Source organism: Streptomyces sp. NPDC046821, assembly GCF_040645335.1.
Classification (GTDB): domain Bacteria; phylum Actinomycetota; class Actinomycetes; order Streptomycetales; family Streptomycetaceae; genus Streptomyces.
The window spans coordinates 376,858-391,568 of the sequence record NZ_JBEYYB010000009.1; the positions used below are offsets into that span (position 1 = coordinate 376,858).

At 67.7% G+C, this 14,711-nt stretch carries 14 protein-coding genes; 10 read left to right on the forward strand and 4 right to left on the reverse strand.

All coding sequences use genetic code 11. The annotated features are described in order from the left end of the window. The first annotated feature begins 201 nt into the window (after positions 1-201). Positions 202-558, forward strand: coding sequence for an iron-sulfur cluster insertion protein ErpA (gene erpA / locus ABZ893_RS20815; protein ID WP_127828130.1), 357 nt, complete (start codon positions 202-204; stop codon positions 556-558). A gap of 84 nt (positions 559-642) precedes the next feature. On the opposite strand, the gene ABZ893_RS20820 is transcribed toward erpA, so the two are convergent. After that, positions 643-2,100, reverse strand: a complete 1,458-nt coding sequence (locus tag ABZ893_RS20820) for a hypothetical protein (protein WP_361405628.1) — start codon at positions 2,098-2,100, stop codon at positions 643-645. A gap of 124 nt (positions 2,101-2,224) precedes the next feature. Continuing rightward, the gene (locus ABZ893_RS20825; RefSeq protein ID WP_361405631.1) at positions 2,225-2,437 is read right to left on the reverse strand and encodes a hypothetical protein; all 213 of its coding nucleotides are present in this window, start codon (positions 2,435-2,437) and stop codon (positions 2,225-2,227) included. Between the two features lie 134 nt (positions 2,438-2,571). Here ABZ893_RS20825 and ABZ893_RS20830 point away from each other — a divergent pair, with 134 nt between their 5' ends. Continuing rightward, complete coding sequence (locus ABZ893_RS20830) at positions 2,572-3,546, forward strand: carbohydrate kinase family protein (protein WP_361405633.1); 975 nt, start codon at positions 2,572-2,574, stop codon at positions 3,544-3,546. A gap of 4 nt (positions 3,547-3,550) precedes the next feature. Here the strand turns inward: ABZ893_RS20830 and ABZ893_RS20835 are convergent, their stop codons facing one another. Further along, on the reverse strand, positions 3,551-4,936 hold the full coding sequence (locus tag ABZ893_RS20835) for an aminotransferase class V-fold PLP-dependent enzyme (RefSeq protein WP_361405635.1): 1,386 nt from the start codon (positions 4,934-4,936) through the stop codon (positions 3,551-3,553). Positions 4,937-5,316: 380 nt separating this feature from the next. On the opposite strand from ABZ893_RS20835, the gene coxB reads away from it, so the two are divergent. The 4 genes from coxB to ABZ893_RS20855 all read left to right on the forward strand — a co-directional run bounded on the left by coxB (position 5,317) and on the right by ABZ893_RS20855 (position 9,802). Then, the gene (coxB, locus tag ABZ893_RS20840) at positions 5,317-6,276 is read left to right on the forward strand and encodes a cytochrome c oxidase subunit II (RefSeq protein ID WP_361405638.1); all 960 of its coding nucleotides are present in this window, start codon (positions 5,317-5,319) and stop codon (positions 6,274-6,276) included. Then, entirely contained in the window at positions 6,273-8,018 is a 1,746-nt protein-coding gene (ctaD, locus tag ABZ893_RS20845) for a cytochrome c oxidase subunit I (RefSeq protein WP_361405641.1), read from the forward strand. The genes coxB and ctaD overlap by 4 nt, the downstream gene beginning before the upstream one ends. After that, positions 8,015-8,413 carry a cytochrome c oxidase subunit 4 gene (locus tag ABZ893_RS20850; RefSeq protein ID WP_361405643.1) on the forward strand — a complete coding sequence of 133 codons (399 nt, stop codon included), beginning with the start codon at positions 8,015-8,017 and terminating at the stop codon, positions 8,411-8,413. Before ctaD ends, ABZ893_RS20850 begins: the two co-directional genes overlap by 4 nt. 135 nt (positions 8,414-8,548) lie before the next feature. Further along, positions 8,549-9,802: an Ig-like domain-containing protein gene (locus tag ABZ893_RS20855; RefSeq protein WP_361405646.1), complete on the forward strand. Its 1,254-nt coding sequence runs from the start codon at positions 8,549-8,551 to the stop codon at positions 9,800-9,802. 80 nt (positions 9,803-9,882) lie between these two features. Here ABZ893_RS20855 and ABZ893_RS20860 read toward each other — a convergent pair whose 3' ends face one another. After that, positions 9,883-10,281 carry a hypothetical protein gene (locus ABZ893_RS20860; RefSeq protein WP_361405649.1) on the reverse strand — a complete coding sequence of 133 codons (399 nt, stop codon included), beginning with the start codon at positions 10,279-10,281 and terminating at the stop codon, positions 9,883-9,885. Positions 10,282-10,468: 187 nt separating this feature from the next. Between ABZ893_RS20860 and ABZ893_RS20865 the strand changes: the two genes are divergently transcribed. The 4 genes from ABZ893_RS20865 (at position 10,469) to ABZ893_RS20880 (ending at position 14,660) form a co-directional block, all read left to right on the forward strand. Beyond that, positions 10,469-11,089, forward strand: coding sequence for a heme-copper oxidase subunit III (locus ABZ893_RS20865; RefSeq protein WP_361405651.1), 621 nt, complete (start codon positions 10,469-10,471; stop codon positions 11,087-11,089). 75 nt (positions 11,090-11,164) lie between these two features. After that, entirely contained in the window at positions 11,165-11,974 is an 810-nt protein-coding gene (locus ABZ893_RS20870) for a c-type cytochrome (protein ID WP_361405653.1), read from the forward strand. Then, entirely contained in the window at positions 11,971-13,029 is a 1,059-nt protein-coding gene (locus ABZ893_RS20875; RefSeq protein WP_361405656.1) for a Rieske 2Fe-2S domain-containing protein, read from the forward strand. The genes ABZ893_RS20870 and ABZ893_RS20875 overlap by 4 nt, the downstream gene beginning before the upstream one ends. Further along, positions 13,026-14,660, forward strand: a complete 1,635-nt coding sequence (locus ABZ893_RS20880; protein WP_361405659.1) for a cytochrome bc complex cytochrome b subunit — start codon at positions 13,026-13,028, stop codon at positions 14,658-14,660. Before ABZ893_RS20875 ends, ABZ893_RS20880 begins: the two co-directional genes overlap by 4 nt. The last annotated feature ends 51 nt before the right edge of the window (positions 14,661-14,711 follow it).

The window sequence follows — 14,711 nt, forward strand, 5'->3', positions numbered from 1 at the left end:
ATGACGATGGCCATCGTGTCGATGTGACGCAATCCGCGCCGACAGGCCTGTCCCCGGGGCGCGCCGGGTGTGCGAGCATGAAAGGGCAAGGAAGCCGAGTCGCCGAGAGGCGAAAGACGAACGCCAGGGCCGGAATGAAACCGCGGCCCCGCCGGTTGGAACGTCGGCAAGCAGTCTCCGTACAACCCTGGAGAGAAGCAGATGTCCGTATCGGACGAGACCACCACCGTGAGCGACGGCATCCTCCTGTCCGACGCCGCCGCGGAGAAGGTCAAGGCCCTCCTTGACCAGGAAGGGCGCGACGACCTGGCGCTGCGCGTCGCCGTGCAGCCCGGAGGCTGCTCCGGCCTGCGTTACCAGCTCTTCTTCGACGAGCGCTCCCTCGACGGGGACGTCGTCAAGGACTTCAACGGTGTCAAGGTCGTCACCGACCGCATGAGCGCCCCGTACCTCGGCGGCGCCTCCGTGGACTTCGTCGACACCATCGAGAAGCAGGGCTTCACGATCGACAACCCGAACGCCACGGGCTCCTGCGCCTGCGGCGACTCGTTCAGCTAAACCCTGAACACCCGCTAGGCCTGTAAGCGCGAAGCGGCGGTTCCCTGCTCGAGGGGGAACCGCCGCTTCGCGTGTGTACGGGTGTCAGCGCTGAGGCGCCGGCTCGTACCCCCGCTGCCCGTCCGCGTGCGGCACCGCCCGGTTCTGCGAGTCGACGACCTTACGGCCGTCGAGCGGCGCGTCCAGGGTCACCTTCAGCGTGTAGAACTTGGCCATCATCACGCAGATCTGGCCCTTCTTCTCCGTGTGCGTGATTTTCAGCGAGACCGTGCCGTCGTGCTCCGAAGCCGTGGCCGCGTACGTCCCGCACACGCCTCCCGTGAAGTGCGCCGTCAGCGTCCGGCCCTCCACCGTGTAGCCCTCGGGGCGGATGTCGCGCGTATCGGTCCCCGGGTCGCCGGGCCGCACACTCGGCCGCGGGCTCGGCTTCTCGGTCGGCCCGGCCCCCGGCGCCTCGGGAGACGCCAGGAACTTCGGGTCCACGGCAGGATGCGCCACCGTGTACCCCTCCCGCGCCCCCGGCGCCTTCACCTGGAACAGCCAGGACGGTACGAGGATCTGCCGCCCCTGCGAGAACTGCGCCGAGAGCCCGAACGTAGCCCCCGTGACCTGGGTGACCTGCGTCGAAGGTGCCTTCGGCGGCGCGGGGCACGGCGCCTCGTCCCGGTCCTTCAGCGGCACAGGACTCGCACACCCGCCGATCCCGACGCGACCCTGCCCGATCGCCGCAGAGTTGAGCTGGTCGAGCGTCTTCCTGGCACTGATCACGGGGTATGTGTCGCCCTTGACCGGCTTCGTCAACTGGCCGCTGCCGCCCACCACTTGACCGTCCGACCCGACCTGGACGCCCGTCGTCCAGCCGTACGTGGGCAGCCCGCCCACGCGCGGCTCCGCGTTCACCACCCGTACGGCGCCCATGAGTTGGCCCGCGTCCAGCTTCGCGTCGTCCTGCCCGACCGCCTTGAAGACCGGAGCGGCAGCCTTCTTCGCCGCGGCCTCGCTGACGGCGTCCCCCGAACTGCCGTTGCCGGAAGCCGGCTTGGGGTTCGCGGACGGTGCGTAGCGCGCGTACGTCCACGCGCCCGGCGCCTTCTGGCTCACCTGGAGCGAGGGGCCGGAGCCGTCCTTCGCCGGGCCCACCTTCCATGCGCCGTGGTCGAGGCGCGGGGTGCCCGGCGCGTCCAGGGCGCGGGCGAGCGCGGCGACGTCCGCCGAGGTCACGTCGCCCCGCGTCCCGTAGACCGGGGCGTCGCCCGGGCCCGAGGGGAGCGTGCCGGCGGCCTGATAGCGCGTGCCGTACGGATCGGGCTCGCCCGGCGCGATGCCCGAGGTGGAGCCGGTGCCGCCCGCCGCGTGGCCGTCCAGGGCGAGCGGCGGGGGAGTGGGACCGCCGGATGCCGGGGAGCCGCCACGCGCGCCGTCGTCCGCCGACGCCGCGAAGTACGCGCCACCGCCGCCGACGAGCAGTACCGCCGCCGCGACCGAGGCCACGGTCAGCGGAGACCGCCGCCGGTGCCGATCCTGCGTCTGCTCGGTGCTCACCGCATCGCTCCTTCAACTGCCACGTCGTACGCGTGCCCCCGTTCGGGGACAGCGGTGAGACGCGGCGGGGGAGCGAGCGGTTCCCTTCCCGGCCGGGCCTGGGGCCTTTCGCTGGGACCAGGCCCTAGTCCCCGTAGTCGGACATCGCGTCGATGAGCTTCGCCGACTTGGACGGTACGTCCACGCCGTGGATGTGGGAGGGGGTGACGGGAGCCTGCTGGTCCCGTGCGTGGGCCGACCAGTGGGGGGACATCCGGGCGCAGTCGCCGCGGAGCGATGCGAGGCCGCCTTCGAGGTCGAGCGGAGCGGACGCGGTACGGACCTTGAGGTTCGTCATGACAGAAACGCTATGCAGATCATGGCCCGCGAAGAAAGCCCTACTATCGGGTAGTTTTGCCTCTTCAGGCCAGGCCCCATAAACCGGTAGCGTGAAGCGTCAACCCCCTCCCCGCAGGAAGACGTGACCTCGCCGTGCGAATCGCAGTCACCGGCTCCATCGCCACCGACCACCTCATGACCTTCCCCGGCCGCTTCGCCGACCAGCTGGTCGCCGATCAGCTGCACACGGTCTCCCTCTCCTTCCTCGTCGACAATCTCGACGTCCGCCGGGGCGGTGTCGGCGCCAACATCGCGTTCGGCATGGGCCAGCTCGGCACGGACCCGATCCTCGTCGGCGCCGCGGGTTCCGACTTCGACGAGTACCGCGCCTGGCTCGACCGGCACGGCGTCGACACCGCCTCCGTCCGGATCTCCGAGGTCCTGCACACGGCCCGTTTCGTCTGCACGACGGACGCCGACCACAACCAGATCGGCTCCTTCTACACCGGCGCCATGAGCGAGGCCCGCCTCATCGAGCTCCAGTCCGTCGCCGAGCGCGTCGGCGGCCTCGACCTGGTCCTGATCGGCGCGGACGACCCGGAGGGGATGCTCCGCCACACGGAGGAGTGCCGCAGCCGGAACATCCCGTTCGCCGCCGACTTCTCGCAGCAGATCGCCCGCATGGAGGGCGACGAGATCCGGACACTTCTCGACGGCGCGACGTACCTCTTCTCGAACGAGTACGAGAAGGGCCTCATCGAGAACAAGACCGGCTGGACCGACGAGGAGATCCTCGGCAAGGTCGGCCACCGCATCACGACCCTCGGCTCGCGCGGCGTCCGCATCGAGCGCGTCGGCGAGGACCCGATCGAGGTCGGCGTCCCCGAGGAGACGGCCAAGGTCGACCCGACCGGCGTCGGCGACGCGTTCCGCGCGGGCTTCCTGTCGGGCCTCGCCTGGGGCGTCACGATGGAGCGCGCGGCTCAGGTCGGCTGCATGTTGGCGACCCTCGTCATCGAGACCCTCGGCACGCAGGAGTACGAGCTGCGCCGCGCCTCCTTCATGGACCGCTTCCGCAAGGCGTACGGCGAAGAGGCCGCGACCGAGGTGCAGGAGCACCTGGGCTAGGACGTCAGGAGAGCCGGCGGACCACGTAGGCGGCACCGCGCTCCGCCGGCTCCTCACCGACGTACTCCTGGCCCCGCATCTCGCACCACGCGGGGATGTCGAGCCGCGCCGCCTCGTCGTCGGAGAGCACGGTCACGGTCCCGCCCACGGGTACGTCGCCGATCACCTTCGCCAGCTCGATGACGGGGATCGGGCACCGCTTCCCGAGCGAGTCGACCACGAGCGAGGCGGCCCCCTCGGCGGGCGCGGCAGCCGTCACACCCGACGCCCCGAGCCGCTCCCGTACCGCCGAGACCGTCCCCGGCAGCACCTCCAGGAACCGCTCCACGTCGTCCTCCGCCGTCCCGAACGGCAGCGACACCCGCACGTTCCCCTCGCTCAGCACCCCCATCGCCTTGAGCACATGGCTCGGCGTGAGCGTGCTGCTCGTGCACGACGACCCGGACGACACGGAGAAACCGGCCCGGTCCAGCTCGTGCAGCAATGTCTCCCCGTCGACATAAAGACACGAGAAGGTGACCACGTGCGGCAGCCGTCGCACCGGGTCACCCACGACCTCTACGTCCGGCACCAGACCCGGCACCCGCGCCCGGATCCGCTCGGTCAGCTCCCGCAGCCGCGCGTCCTCCGCCGCCGCCTCGGCCCGCACCGCGCGCAGCGAGGCCGCCGCCGCCACGACCGCCGGAATGTTCTCGAAACCGGCCGCCCGCCCGGACTCCCGCTCGTCCGCCGGACCTTGAGGCGCGAACCGCACCCCCTTGCGCACGACGAGCAGCCCGACGCCGGCCGGTCCGCCCCACTTGTGCGCGCTGCCCGTGAGCAGCGACCAGTCGCCCGCCACCGGACCCCACGCGAGGGACTGCGCCGCGTCCACGAGCAACGGCACCCCGGCCGCCCGGCAGGCCGCCGCCACCTCGGCCACCGGCTGCACGGTGCCCACCTCGTGATTGGCGGACTGCAGACAGGCGAGCGCGGTGTCCTCCCGCAGCGCACGGGTGAACGCCTCGGGCGAGACGGCCCCCGACCGGTCGACCCCTACCTCGGTCACCGATCCGCCATCCGCCTCCAGGGCGGCCGCCGAATGGAGCACGGAGGAGTGCTCGACGGCGGATACGACCAGATGCCGACCGACACGCCGACGCCCGGCGAGCGCTCCGGCCACACCGGAATGAACGGCCCGCGTCCCCGAAGGAGTGAAAACGAGTTCGTCGGGACGGCAGCCCACGGCGTCCGCGGCGGCCTCACGGGCCGCGTCGAGCAGCAGCCGGGCCCGCCGCCCCTCGCGGTAGAGCCGGGCCGGGTCGGCCCAGCCCTCGTCGAGCGAGGCGTGCAGGGCCTGCCGGGCCACGGGATGGAGCGGGGCGGAGGAAGCCGCATCGAAGTAGGACACACAGCAACGCTAAGGCCCCGGGCGAACCCGCCGCCCTCAAGGGGTGCGAGGAAGCGCGCCGACGGGCCGGGAACCGGCACACGCGGCGAGCACGCGACAACATCTACCCAAACCGCACACGCCGGACGAGCCGTATTTCCGGGCCGAATTCACCTCCGCCGACCCCCCGTCAGATCCCCCCGGAACGGTAACTTCCACCTCTTCTGAGTGACCCCTGGCGCGTTAGGCACCCTCCCCGCGCGACCTCAAATAGCGTCCAGTAGGGTTTGGTCCGCATAAACATCCAAACCCCTGCCCGTGTGCCAGGGCGGCGAGCGACCAGCGAGATGGCGGCCGTAGCCAACCAAAGAGCGCGGGCGAGACTCTCGGGAAGGCGCTACGTGAGTCCCAACGGCTCCGACCGCTCGTCGCGGCGCCCGATGCGGCGGAAGCTGCCGCAGGTGCTGACTGCGGGCCTGATCCTGGTCACCGCTACAGGTTGTTCATACAAGGACTTTCCTCGTCTTGGTATGCCGACCCCGGTCACCGAAGAAGGTCCCACGATCCTCTCCCTCTGGCAGGGCTCGTGGGCGGCAGCGCTCGCCACGGGCGTGCTGGTGTGGGGTCTGATCCTGTGGAGCGTCTTCTTCCACCGGCGCAGCCGCACCAAGGTCGAGGTTCCTACTCAGACGCGGTACAACATGCCGCTCGAGGCGCTGTACACGGTGGTTCCACTCATCATCGTCTCCGTCCTCTTCTACTTCGTGGCACGAGACGAGTCGAAGCTCCTCAGCCTCTCCCCGAAGCCGGCCCACACCATCAACGTGGTCGGCTACCAGTGGAGCTGGGGCTTCAACTACGTCGAGAACGTGCCCGGCTCCACGGGTGACGCGAAGACCTCCCCCGAACTGGCCGGTATTCCGGACCGCTTCGTCAAGGACTTCCCGGCCAACGCCGGAGGCGTCTACGAGGCCGGTACGCCGGCTTCCAAGAACCCGCAGACCGGCAACCCCGGCCCGACCCTCTGGCTCCCCAAGGGCGAGTCGGTCCGGTTCGTCCTGACCTCGCGCGACGTCATCCATGACTTCTGGGTGGTGCCGTTCCTCATGAAGCAGGACGTCATCCCGGGCCACACCAACGCCTTCCAGGTGACCCCCAACAAGGAGGGCACCTTCCTGGGCAAGTGTGCCGAGCTCTGCGGTGTCGACCACTCGCGAATGCTGTTCAACGTGAAGGTCGTCTCTCCTGAGCGCTACCAGCAGCACCTCAAGGACCTGGCGAAGAAGGGGCAGACCGGTTACATCCCGTCCGGCATCGCGCAGACGAGCCACGAGAAGAACCGGGAGACGAACAACCTGTGAGCATCCTCAATGAACCTCAGGGGGCGGGCGCCGCAGGCGCCGCCGAAGAGGGCTATGAGAACGAGCTGCCGGTCCGTCGCCGGCAGCCGGGCAACGTCATCGTCAAGTGGCTGACCACCACTGACCACAAGACGATCGGCACGCTCTACCTGGTCACGTCGTTCGCGTTCTTCTGCATCGGCGGCGTCATGGCGCTGTTCATGCGCGCCGAACTCGCTCGTCCCGGCAATCAGTTCATGTCGAACGAGCAGTTCAACCAGGCGTTCACGATGCACGGCACGATCATGCTGCTGATGTTCGCGACGCCGCTGTTCGCCGGATTCGCGAACTGGATCATGCCGCTGCAGATCGGCGCGCCCGACGTGGCGTTCCCGCGGCTGAACATGTTCGCGTACTGGCTGTACCTCTTCGGCTCGCTCATCGCGGTCGGCGGCTTCCTCACCCCGCAGGGTGCGGCCGACTTCGGCTGGTTCGCCTACAGCCCGCTCTCGGACGCCGTCCGTTCGCCGGGCATCGGCGCCGACATGTGGATCATGGGTCTGGCCTTCTCCGGCTTCGGCACGATCCTCGGCTCGGTCAACTTCATCACCACGATCATCTGTATGCGCGCTCCTGGCATGACGATGTTCCGTATGCCGATCTTCGTGTGGAACGTGCTGCTGACCGGTGTCCTGGTCCTGCTCGCGTTCCCGGTCCTGGCCGCCGCGCTGTTCGCCCTGGAGGCGGACCGCAAGTTCGGTGCCCATGTGTTCGACGCCACCAACGGCGGCGCGTTGCTATGGCAACACCTCTTCTGGTTCTTCGGACACCCAGAGGTGTACATCATCGCCCTACCATTCTTCGGAATCATTTCCGAAGTGATCCCGGTGTTCTCACGCAAGCCGATGTTCGGTTACTCCGGCCTCATCGGCGCGACCATCGCGATCGCCGGTCTCTCCGTGACCGTGTGGGCGCACCACATGTACGTCACCGGTGGCGTGCTGCTCCCGTTCTTCTCCTTCATGACGTTCCTCATCGCCGTACCGACCGGCGTGAAGTTCTTCAACTGGATCGGAACGATGTGGAAGGGCTCGCTGTCCTTCGAGACACCGATGCTCTGGGCGGTCGGCTTCCTGATCACCTTCACCTTCGGTGGTCTGACCGGCGTCATCCTGGCGGCCCCGCCGCTGGACTTCCACATCTCGGACTCGTACTTCGTGGTGGCGCACTTCCACTACGTGGTGTTCGGCACCGTCGTGTTCGCGATGTTCGCCGGCTTCCACTTCTGGTGGCCGAAGTTCACCGGCAAGATGCTCGACGAGCGGCTCGGCAAGATCACGTTCTGGACGCTGTTCATCGGCTTCCACGGCACGTTCCTGGTGCAGCACTGGCTGGGCGTCGAAGGTATGCCGCGTCGTTACGCGGACTACCTCGCGGCCGACGGCTTCACCGCGCTGAACACGGTCTCGACGATCTCCTCGTTCCTGCTCGGCCTGTCGATCCTCCCGTTCCTCTACAACGTGTGGAAGACGGCGAAGTACGGCAAGAAGGTCGAGGTCGACGACCCGTGGGGCTACGGCCGTTCGCTCGAATGGGCGACGTCCTGCCCGCCGCCGCGGCACAACTTCCTCACCCTGCCGCGCATTCGCAGTGAATCGCCGGCGTTCGACCTGCACCACCCGGAGATCGCCGCGCTGGACCAGCTCCAGAACGCCGGCCACGGGGACAAGTCCCTCGCTGGTGGCAAGGAGGCCGGCAAGTGAAGGTCCAAGGAAAGATGTTCATCTGGCTGAGCGTCTTCGTGCTCGCCATGGCGATCGTCTACGGCGTGTGGTCGAAGGAGCCCGCCGGTACCACGGCGCTGTTCCTGGCCTTCGGCCTGTGCATCATGGTCGGCTACTACCTGGCCTTCACGGCCCGGCGGGTCGACACGGGCGCGCAGGACAACAAGGAGGCCGACGTCGCGGACGACGCCGGCGAGGTGGGCTTCTTCAGCCCGCACTCCTGGCAGCCGCTCTCCCTGGCCGTCGGTGGCGCGCTCGCGTTCATGGGCGTCATCTTCGGCTGGTGGCTGCTGTACTTCTCGGCCCCGATCATCCTGATCGGCCTGTGGGGCTGGGTCTTCGAGTACTACCGCGGTGAGAACCGGACCCAGTAAGGGACCCGTTCACCGGCAAAGGGCCCGGACACTCCTGAAGGAGCGTCCGGGCCCTTTCGCGTGCCCGAAGCACAACACCCCTCGTACGGCTCACCCGACGGGCCGGGAACGGGCAAGGTTCATACCGTGAGAGGCATGAGCCACTCACCGAGAATCCGCACGGTAATGGGCTGCACCCTGCTGGTGGCCGCACTCGGTGCGAGTGCGGCGGCCTGCGGCAGCTCCAGCCACCCGCTCGCCGAGAAGCCCTACGACGCGGCCAGCCAGATCGACTTCAGCGGCCCCTCCGGCAGCAAGAAGGCCGACCCGGACAAGCCCCTCGAAGTGAGATCGCAGGGCGACGGGGCACGCATCACCGACGTGACGGCCACCGACGGCATAGGCCGCTATGTCGCGGGCGAACTGTCCGCCGACGGAAGCAGATGGCACAGCACCGCTCCGCTGGCCGCAGACGCCCACTACACGGTCAGCGTCAGCACCGAGGACGGGGACGGCGACCCCGGGCGCAAGGTCATCACCTTCGACACGGCGAGCCCCGGCAAGAAGAAGACCCTCAGCGTCAAGTTCGGCCCCGACGCGGGCAAGTACGGCGTCGGCCAGCCCATCACCGCCGAACTCAGCGCCCCCGTCAAGGACAAGGCCGCACGGGCGGTCGTGGAGCGGGCCCTGAAGGTCGACTCCCAGCCCGCCGTGGCCGGCTCCTGGACCTGGGTGGACGACAAGAAGCTGCACTACCGCCCCGAGGAGTACTGGCCCGCCAACTCGACCATCGACGCGCACAGCAACCTCGCGGGCATAAAGGTCGGCGACCTCTGGGGCGGCGCCTCCAAGCCCCTGCACCTCACCACCGGCGACCGCATAGAGGCGATCACCGACGCGAGCGCCCACACGATGACGGTCTACCGCAACGGCAAGGAGATCAACGAGATCCCTGTGACCACCGGTAAGCCCGGCTTCGAGACGCGCAACGGCGTCAAGGTCGTGCTCGGCAAGGAGTACTTCGTACGTATGCGCAGTGCCAGCATCGGCATAGCCGACGGCTCCTCGGACTCGTACGACCTCCCGGTGTACTACGCCACCCGGGTGACCTGGAGCGGTGAATACGTGCACGCCGCTCCCTGGTCCACGGGCTCACAGGGAGCCGCGAACGTCAGCCACGGCTGCACCGGCATGAGCACCAGCAACGCCGAATGGTTCTTCAACACCGTCCGCGAGGGCGACATAGTCAAGGTCGTCAACAGCGGCGGCGCCGAGATGGACCCCTTCGGCAACGGCTTCGGCGACTGGAACCTCAGCTGGAAGAAGTGGGAGAGCGGCAGCGCCGTCCAGGCCGCCGCGCAGAACGGCCACAACGCCGTCGACCAGGCACGACTCAGCCCAGAGGTGTGAGACTTCTGACTCCTGACCGCACAGGGACGGGGCGGGCCTCAGCACCCCTGAGGCCCGCCCCGTCCGCGTACCGAAAACTCTCAGGCGTTCACGAAACGCTTGCGCAGCACGCCGGCCAGAGCGCCCGCGAACTCGACCGGGTCGACCGGAAGGGTCACCGCCGCCTCGGCACGGCTCCACGTGGCCAGCCAGGCGTCCTGCGGACGGCCCATGAGCAGCAGCACGGGCGGGCAGTTGAAGATCTCGTCCTTGATCTGCCGGCACACGCCCATCCCGCCCGCGGGAACGGCCTCGCCGTCCAGGACGCACGCGTCGATGCCGCCCTTGTCCAGCTCCTTGAGGACCGCCGGGAGCGTCGCGCACTCGACGAACCGGACCTCGGGGACGTCGGCGGCTGGCCGGCGACCCGTCGCGAGGCGGACCTGCTCACGGGTGCGTGCGTTGTCGCTGTAGACCAGGACCGTCGCGGTCGACTGCATCGTTCCTCCGAGACTTCGGCGTCTTTGACTCATCAAGGTGGGGAAGCGTTGCGCGGAGCCTACTCCTCCCGACACCCCGTCAACACCGGTTCGGACGGCGCTCCAATGGGCCATATGGGCTGGACACACCCCACAGACACCCCGAACGGCACCCCCCGGAGTGAGCGCGAGATAAGCGACCGACATAATGTCGGTCGTGGCGACAGCAACGACAGTAGAAACCGGGCACGCGCACCCGTCGGTCAATCGGCCGAACCTCACCAGCGTCGGAACCATCATCTGGCTGAGTTCCGAGCTGATGTTCTTCGCGGCCCTCTTCGCGATGTACTTCACCCTGCGATCGGTGACCGGACCAGCGCACTGGAAGGCAATGGCCGAGTCGCTGAACGTTCCGTTCTCAGCGACGAACACCACGATCCTGGTGCTCTCCTCTCTCACCTGTCAGCTCGGCGTCTTCGCCGCCGAGCGCGGGGATGTGAAGAAGCTCAGGACATGGTTCATCGTCACCTTCATCATGGGTGCGATCTTCATCGGCGGTCAGATCTTCGAGTACACCGAGCTGGTCAAGAAGGACGGTCTCTCGCTGTCCTCCGACCCGTACGGCTCGGTGTTCTACCTGACGACTGGCTTCCATGGACTGCACGTGACAGGTGGCCTCATCGCCTTCCTGTTCGTCCTCGGCCGTACCTACGCGGCCAGGAAGTTCACCCATGAGCAGGCGACCGCGGCCATCGTCGTGTCCTATTACTGGCACTTCGTCGATGTCGTCTGGATCGGCCTTTTCGCCACGATCTACTTGATCAAGTAGTGGGGCGCGTCGATCCCGACGTTCCGATTCATCCAGCAAGCACCGACGCAGAAGATCCTGACACCGGGGTAATCCGTGAAAAAGCTCTCCGCACGACGACGCCATCCGCTGGCGGCGGTCGTCGTCCTACTCCTCGCGCTGGCGGTCACCGGGGGGCTGTACGCCGCGTTCGCACCCGCGAGCAAGGCGCAGGCCGACGAAACCGCCCAGTCCCTCGCCATCGACGAGGGCAAGAAGCTCTACGCCGTCGGCTGCGCCAGCTGCCACGGCACGGGCGGTCAGGGCAGCTCTGACGGGCCGCCCCTTACGGGCGTGGGCGCCGCGGCCGTCGACTTCCAGGTCGGCACCGGGCGTATGCCCGCGCAGCAGCCGGGCGCGCAGATCCCGAAGAAGAAGGTCATCTACTCGCAGGCCGAGATCGACCAGCTCGCGGCGTACGTCGCGTCGCTCGGCGCCGGTCCGTCCATCCCGACGAAGAACCAGGTCAGCCCGGAGGGTGCGGACATCGCCAACGGTGGCGAGCTGTTCCGTACCAACTGCGCGCAGTGCCACAACTTCACCGGTGAGGGCGGCGCGCTGACGCACGGCAAGTTCGCCCCGAGCCTCGAGGGCGTGGCCCCGAAGCACATCTACGAGGCCATGCAGACCGGCCCGCAGAACATGCCGTCCTTCCCCGACACGACGATGCCGGAGAAGAGCAAGAAGGACATCATCGCGTACCTCGACGCGGTCAACGGCGACAAGACGGAGAGCCCCGGCGGTCTGAAGCTGGGCGGGCTCGGCCCCGTCAGTGAAGGCCTCTTCGCCTGGATCTTCGGTCTCGGCGCGCTGATCGCCGTCGCCGTCTGGGTAGCCGCTCGGACCGCAAAGGCCAAGAAGTCATGAGTAGCCAAGAGATTCCAGAAGAGAACCTGCCCAGCGCGCAGGACGCCGACCAGCCGCACGGCTCGGTCGCGGTGAAGGAAGACCCCTTCGCCGACCCGGGGCTGCCGCCCCACGAGCACCGTACGCAGGACATCGACGAGCGGGCTGCCAAGCGCTCCGAGCGCGTCGTGGCCATGCTGTTCACGGTCTCGATGCTCTCCACCGTCGCCTTCATCGCGTCGTTCGTGACGCTGAAGGCCGACAAGAGCATCTTCGTGTTCCCGCTGGGGCACATCAGCGCGCTGAACTTCGCGCTCGGTGTCACCCTCGGTCTGGCGCTGTTCTGCATCGGCGCGGGCGCGGTCCACTGGGCCCGCACCCTGATGTCCGACGTGGAGGTCGCCGACGACCGGCACGCCATCGAGGCGGAGCCGGCGGTCAAGGCGAAGGTCCTGGCGGACTTCAAGCAGGGCGCCAAGGAGTCGCAGTTCGGCCGTCGCAAGCTGATGCGCAACACGCTCTTCGGCGCGCTCGCGATGGTCCCGCTCTCCGGCGTCGTCCTGCTGCGTGAGCTCGGCCCCCTCCCGGAGACCAAGCTCCGGCACACGGCCTGGAAGGCCGGCAAGCTCATCGTCAACGTGAACACGAACCAGCCGCTGCGTCCCTCGGACATCGCGGTCGGCTCGCTCACCTTCGCCAAGCCCGAGGGCCTGGAGGAGCACGCCGAGGACTTCCAGCAGGTCATGGGCAAGGCCGCCCTGATGCTCATCCGTATCCAGCCGGACGAGATCAAGGACAAGCAGGAGCTTGCCTGGGGCCACGAGGGCATCGTCGCGTACTCGAAGGTCTGCACCCACGTGGGCTGCCCGATCTCCCTGTACGAGCAGCAGACGCACCACGCGCTCTGCCCCTGTCACCAGTCCACCTTCGACCTCTCCGACGGCGCCCGCGTCATCTTCGGTCCCGCCGGCCACGCGCTTCCGCAGCTGCGGATCGGTGTGAGCGACGACGGTTACCTGCAGGCGCTCGGCGACTTCACCGAGCCCGTCGGTCCTGCCTTCTGGGAGCGCGGATGAGCACTAACGCGAGCAACGAGCCCTCCCGCGGGAAGGCGCCCGCCGGTGAGCGGGTGGCCGACTGGGCGGACGGACGCCTGGGGATCTACTCCCTGGCCAAGTCCAACATGCGCAAGATCTTCCCGGACCACTGGTCCTTCATGCTCGGTGAGATCTGCCTCTACAGCTTCATCATCATCATCCTCACGGGTGTGTACCTGACGCTGTTCTTCCACCCGTCGATGAACGAGGTGACGTACAACGGCAGCTATGTTCCGCTCCAGGGGCAGCTGGTGTCGGAGGCGTTCAACTCGACCGTGCACATCTCTCTCGATGTGCGTGGTGGTCTGCTGATCCGCCAGATCCACCACTGGGCGGCGCTGATCTTCCTCGCCGGCATGTTCGTGCACATGATGCGCGTGTTCTTCACGGGTGCGTTCCGCAAGCCGCGTGAGGTCAACTGGCTGTTCGGCTTCCTGCTGTTCGTCCTGGGCATGTTCACCGGCTTCACCGGTTACTCGCTCCCGGACGACCTGCTCTCCGGCACCGGTGTCCGCTTCATGGAGGGCGCGGTCCTGTCCGTGCCGATCGTCGGCACGTACCTGTCGTTCTTCCTCTTCGGCGGCGAGTTCCCGGGCGGCGACTTCGTCGCGCGGTTCTACTCGGTCCACATCCTGCTGCTGCCGGGCATCATGCTCGGTCTCGTGGTCGCTCACCTGATCCTGGTCTTCTACCACAAGCACACGCAGTTCGCGGGCCCCGGAAAGACGAACAAGAACGTCGTCGGTATGCCGCTGCTCCCGGTCTACATGGCCAAGGCGGGCGGCTTCTTCTTCCTGGTCTTCGGTGTCATCGCGATCGTCGCGGCGATCGCCACGATCAACCCGATCTGGGCCATCGGCCCGTACCGGATCGACCAGGTCTCCACCGGCGCACAGCCCGACTGGTACATGGGCTTCTCCGAAGGCCTGATCCGCTTCATGCCGGGCTGGGAGATCAACCTCTGGGGTCACACGCTCGTCCTGGGTGTGTTCATCCCGCTGATGATCTTCCCGCTGGTCCTGGTGGCCATCGCGGTCTACCCGTTCATCGAGTCCTGGGTCACCGGCGACAAGAACGAGCACCACATCCTGGACCGCCCGCGCAACGTCCCGACCAGGACCGCGTTCGGTGCCGCCTGGATCAGCTGGTACTTCGTCCTGCTCGTCGGTGGTGGTAACGACCTCTGGGCCACGCACTTCCACCTGTCGATCAACGCGATCACCTGGTTCGTGCGTATCGGCTTCTTCGTCGTGCCCGTCCTGGTGTTCATCGCCACGAAGCGGATCTGCCTCGGCCTCCAGCGCCGGGACAAGGACAAGGTGCTGCACGGACGCGAGTCCGGCATCATCAAGCGCCTGCCGCACGGTGAGTTCATCGAGGTCCACGAGCCGCTCGAGTCCGAGTCCCTGCACACCCTCACCGCGCACCACCAGTACGAGCCGCTCGAGATCGGCCCGACGGTCGACGAGAACGGTGTGGAGCGCAAGGTGTCCGGCACGCAGAAGCTCAAGGCGAAGCTGTCCGAGAGCTTCTACGGCGAGGACAGCCAGATCGCCAAGCCCACCGTCGAGGAGTACAAGGAGATCACCAGCGGCCACGGCCACCACTGATCACCTGAACTGAATCGACCGAACGGTCGCCACGGTGAGAGCCCCGTCCAG

What these genes read in the sequence shown, in the direction of transcription:
- ABZ893_RS20865 (WP_361405651.1), top strand. Translation starts at nt 10,469, where the DNA reads ATGTCGGTCGTGGCGACAGCAACGACAGTAGAAACCGGGCACGCGCAC.
- ABZ893_RS20825 (WP_361405631.1), bottom strand. Translation starts at nt 2,437, where the DNA reads ATGACGAACCTCAAGGTCCGTACCGCGTCCGCTCCGCTCGACCTCGAA.
- erpA (WP_127828130.1), top strand. Translation starts at nt 202, where the DNA reads ATGTCCGTATCGGACGAGACCACCACCGTGAGCGACGGCATCCTCCTG.
- ABZ893_RS20860 (WP_361405649.1), bottom strand. Translation starts at nt 10,281, where the DNA reads ATGCAGTCGACCGCGACGGTCCTGGTCTACAGCGACAACGCACGCACC.
- ABZ893_RS20855 (WP_361405646.1), top strand. Translation starts at nt 8,549, where the DNA reads ATGAGCCACTCACCGAGAATCCGCACGGTAATGGGCTGCACCCTGCTG.
- ABZ893_RS20880 (WP_361405659.1), top strand. Translation starts at nt 13,026, where the DNA reads ATGAGCACTAACGCGAGCAACGAGCCCTCCCGCGGGAAGGCGCCCGCC.
- ABZ893_RS20875 (WP_361405656.1), top strand. Translation starts at nt 11,971, where the DNA reads ATGAGTAGCCAAGAGATTCCAGAAGAGAACCTGCCCAGCGCGCAGGAC.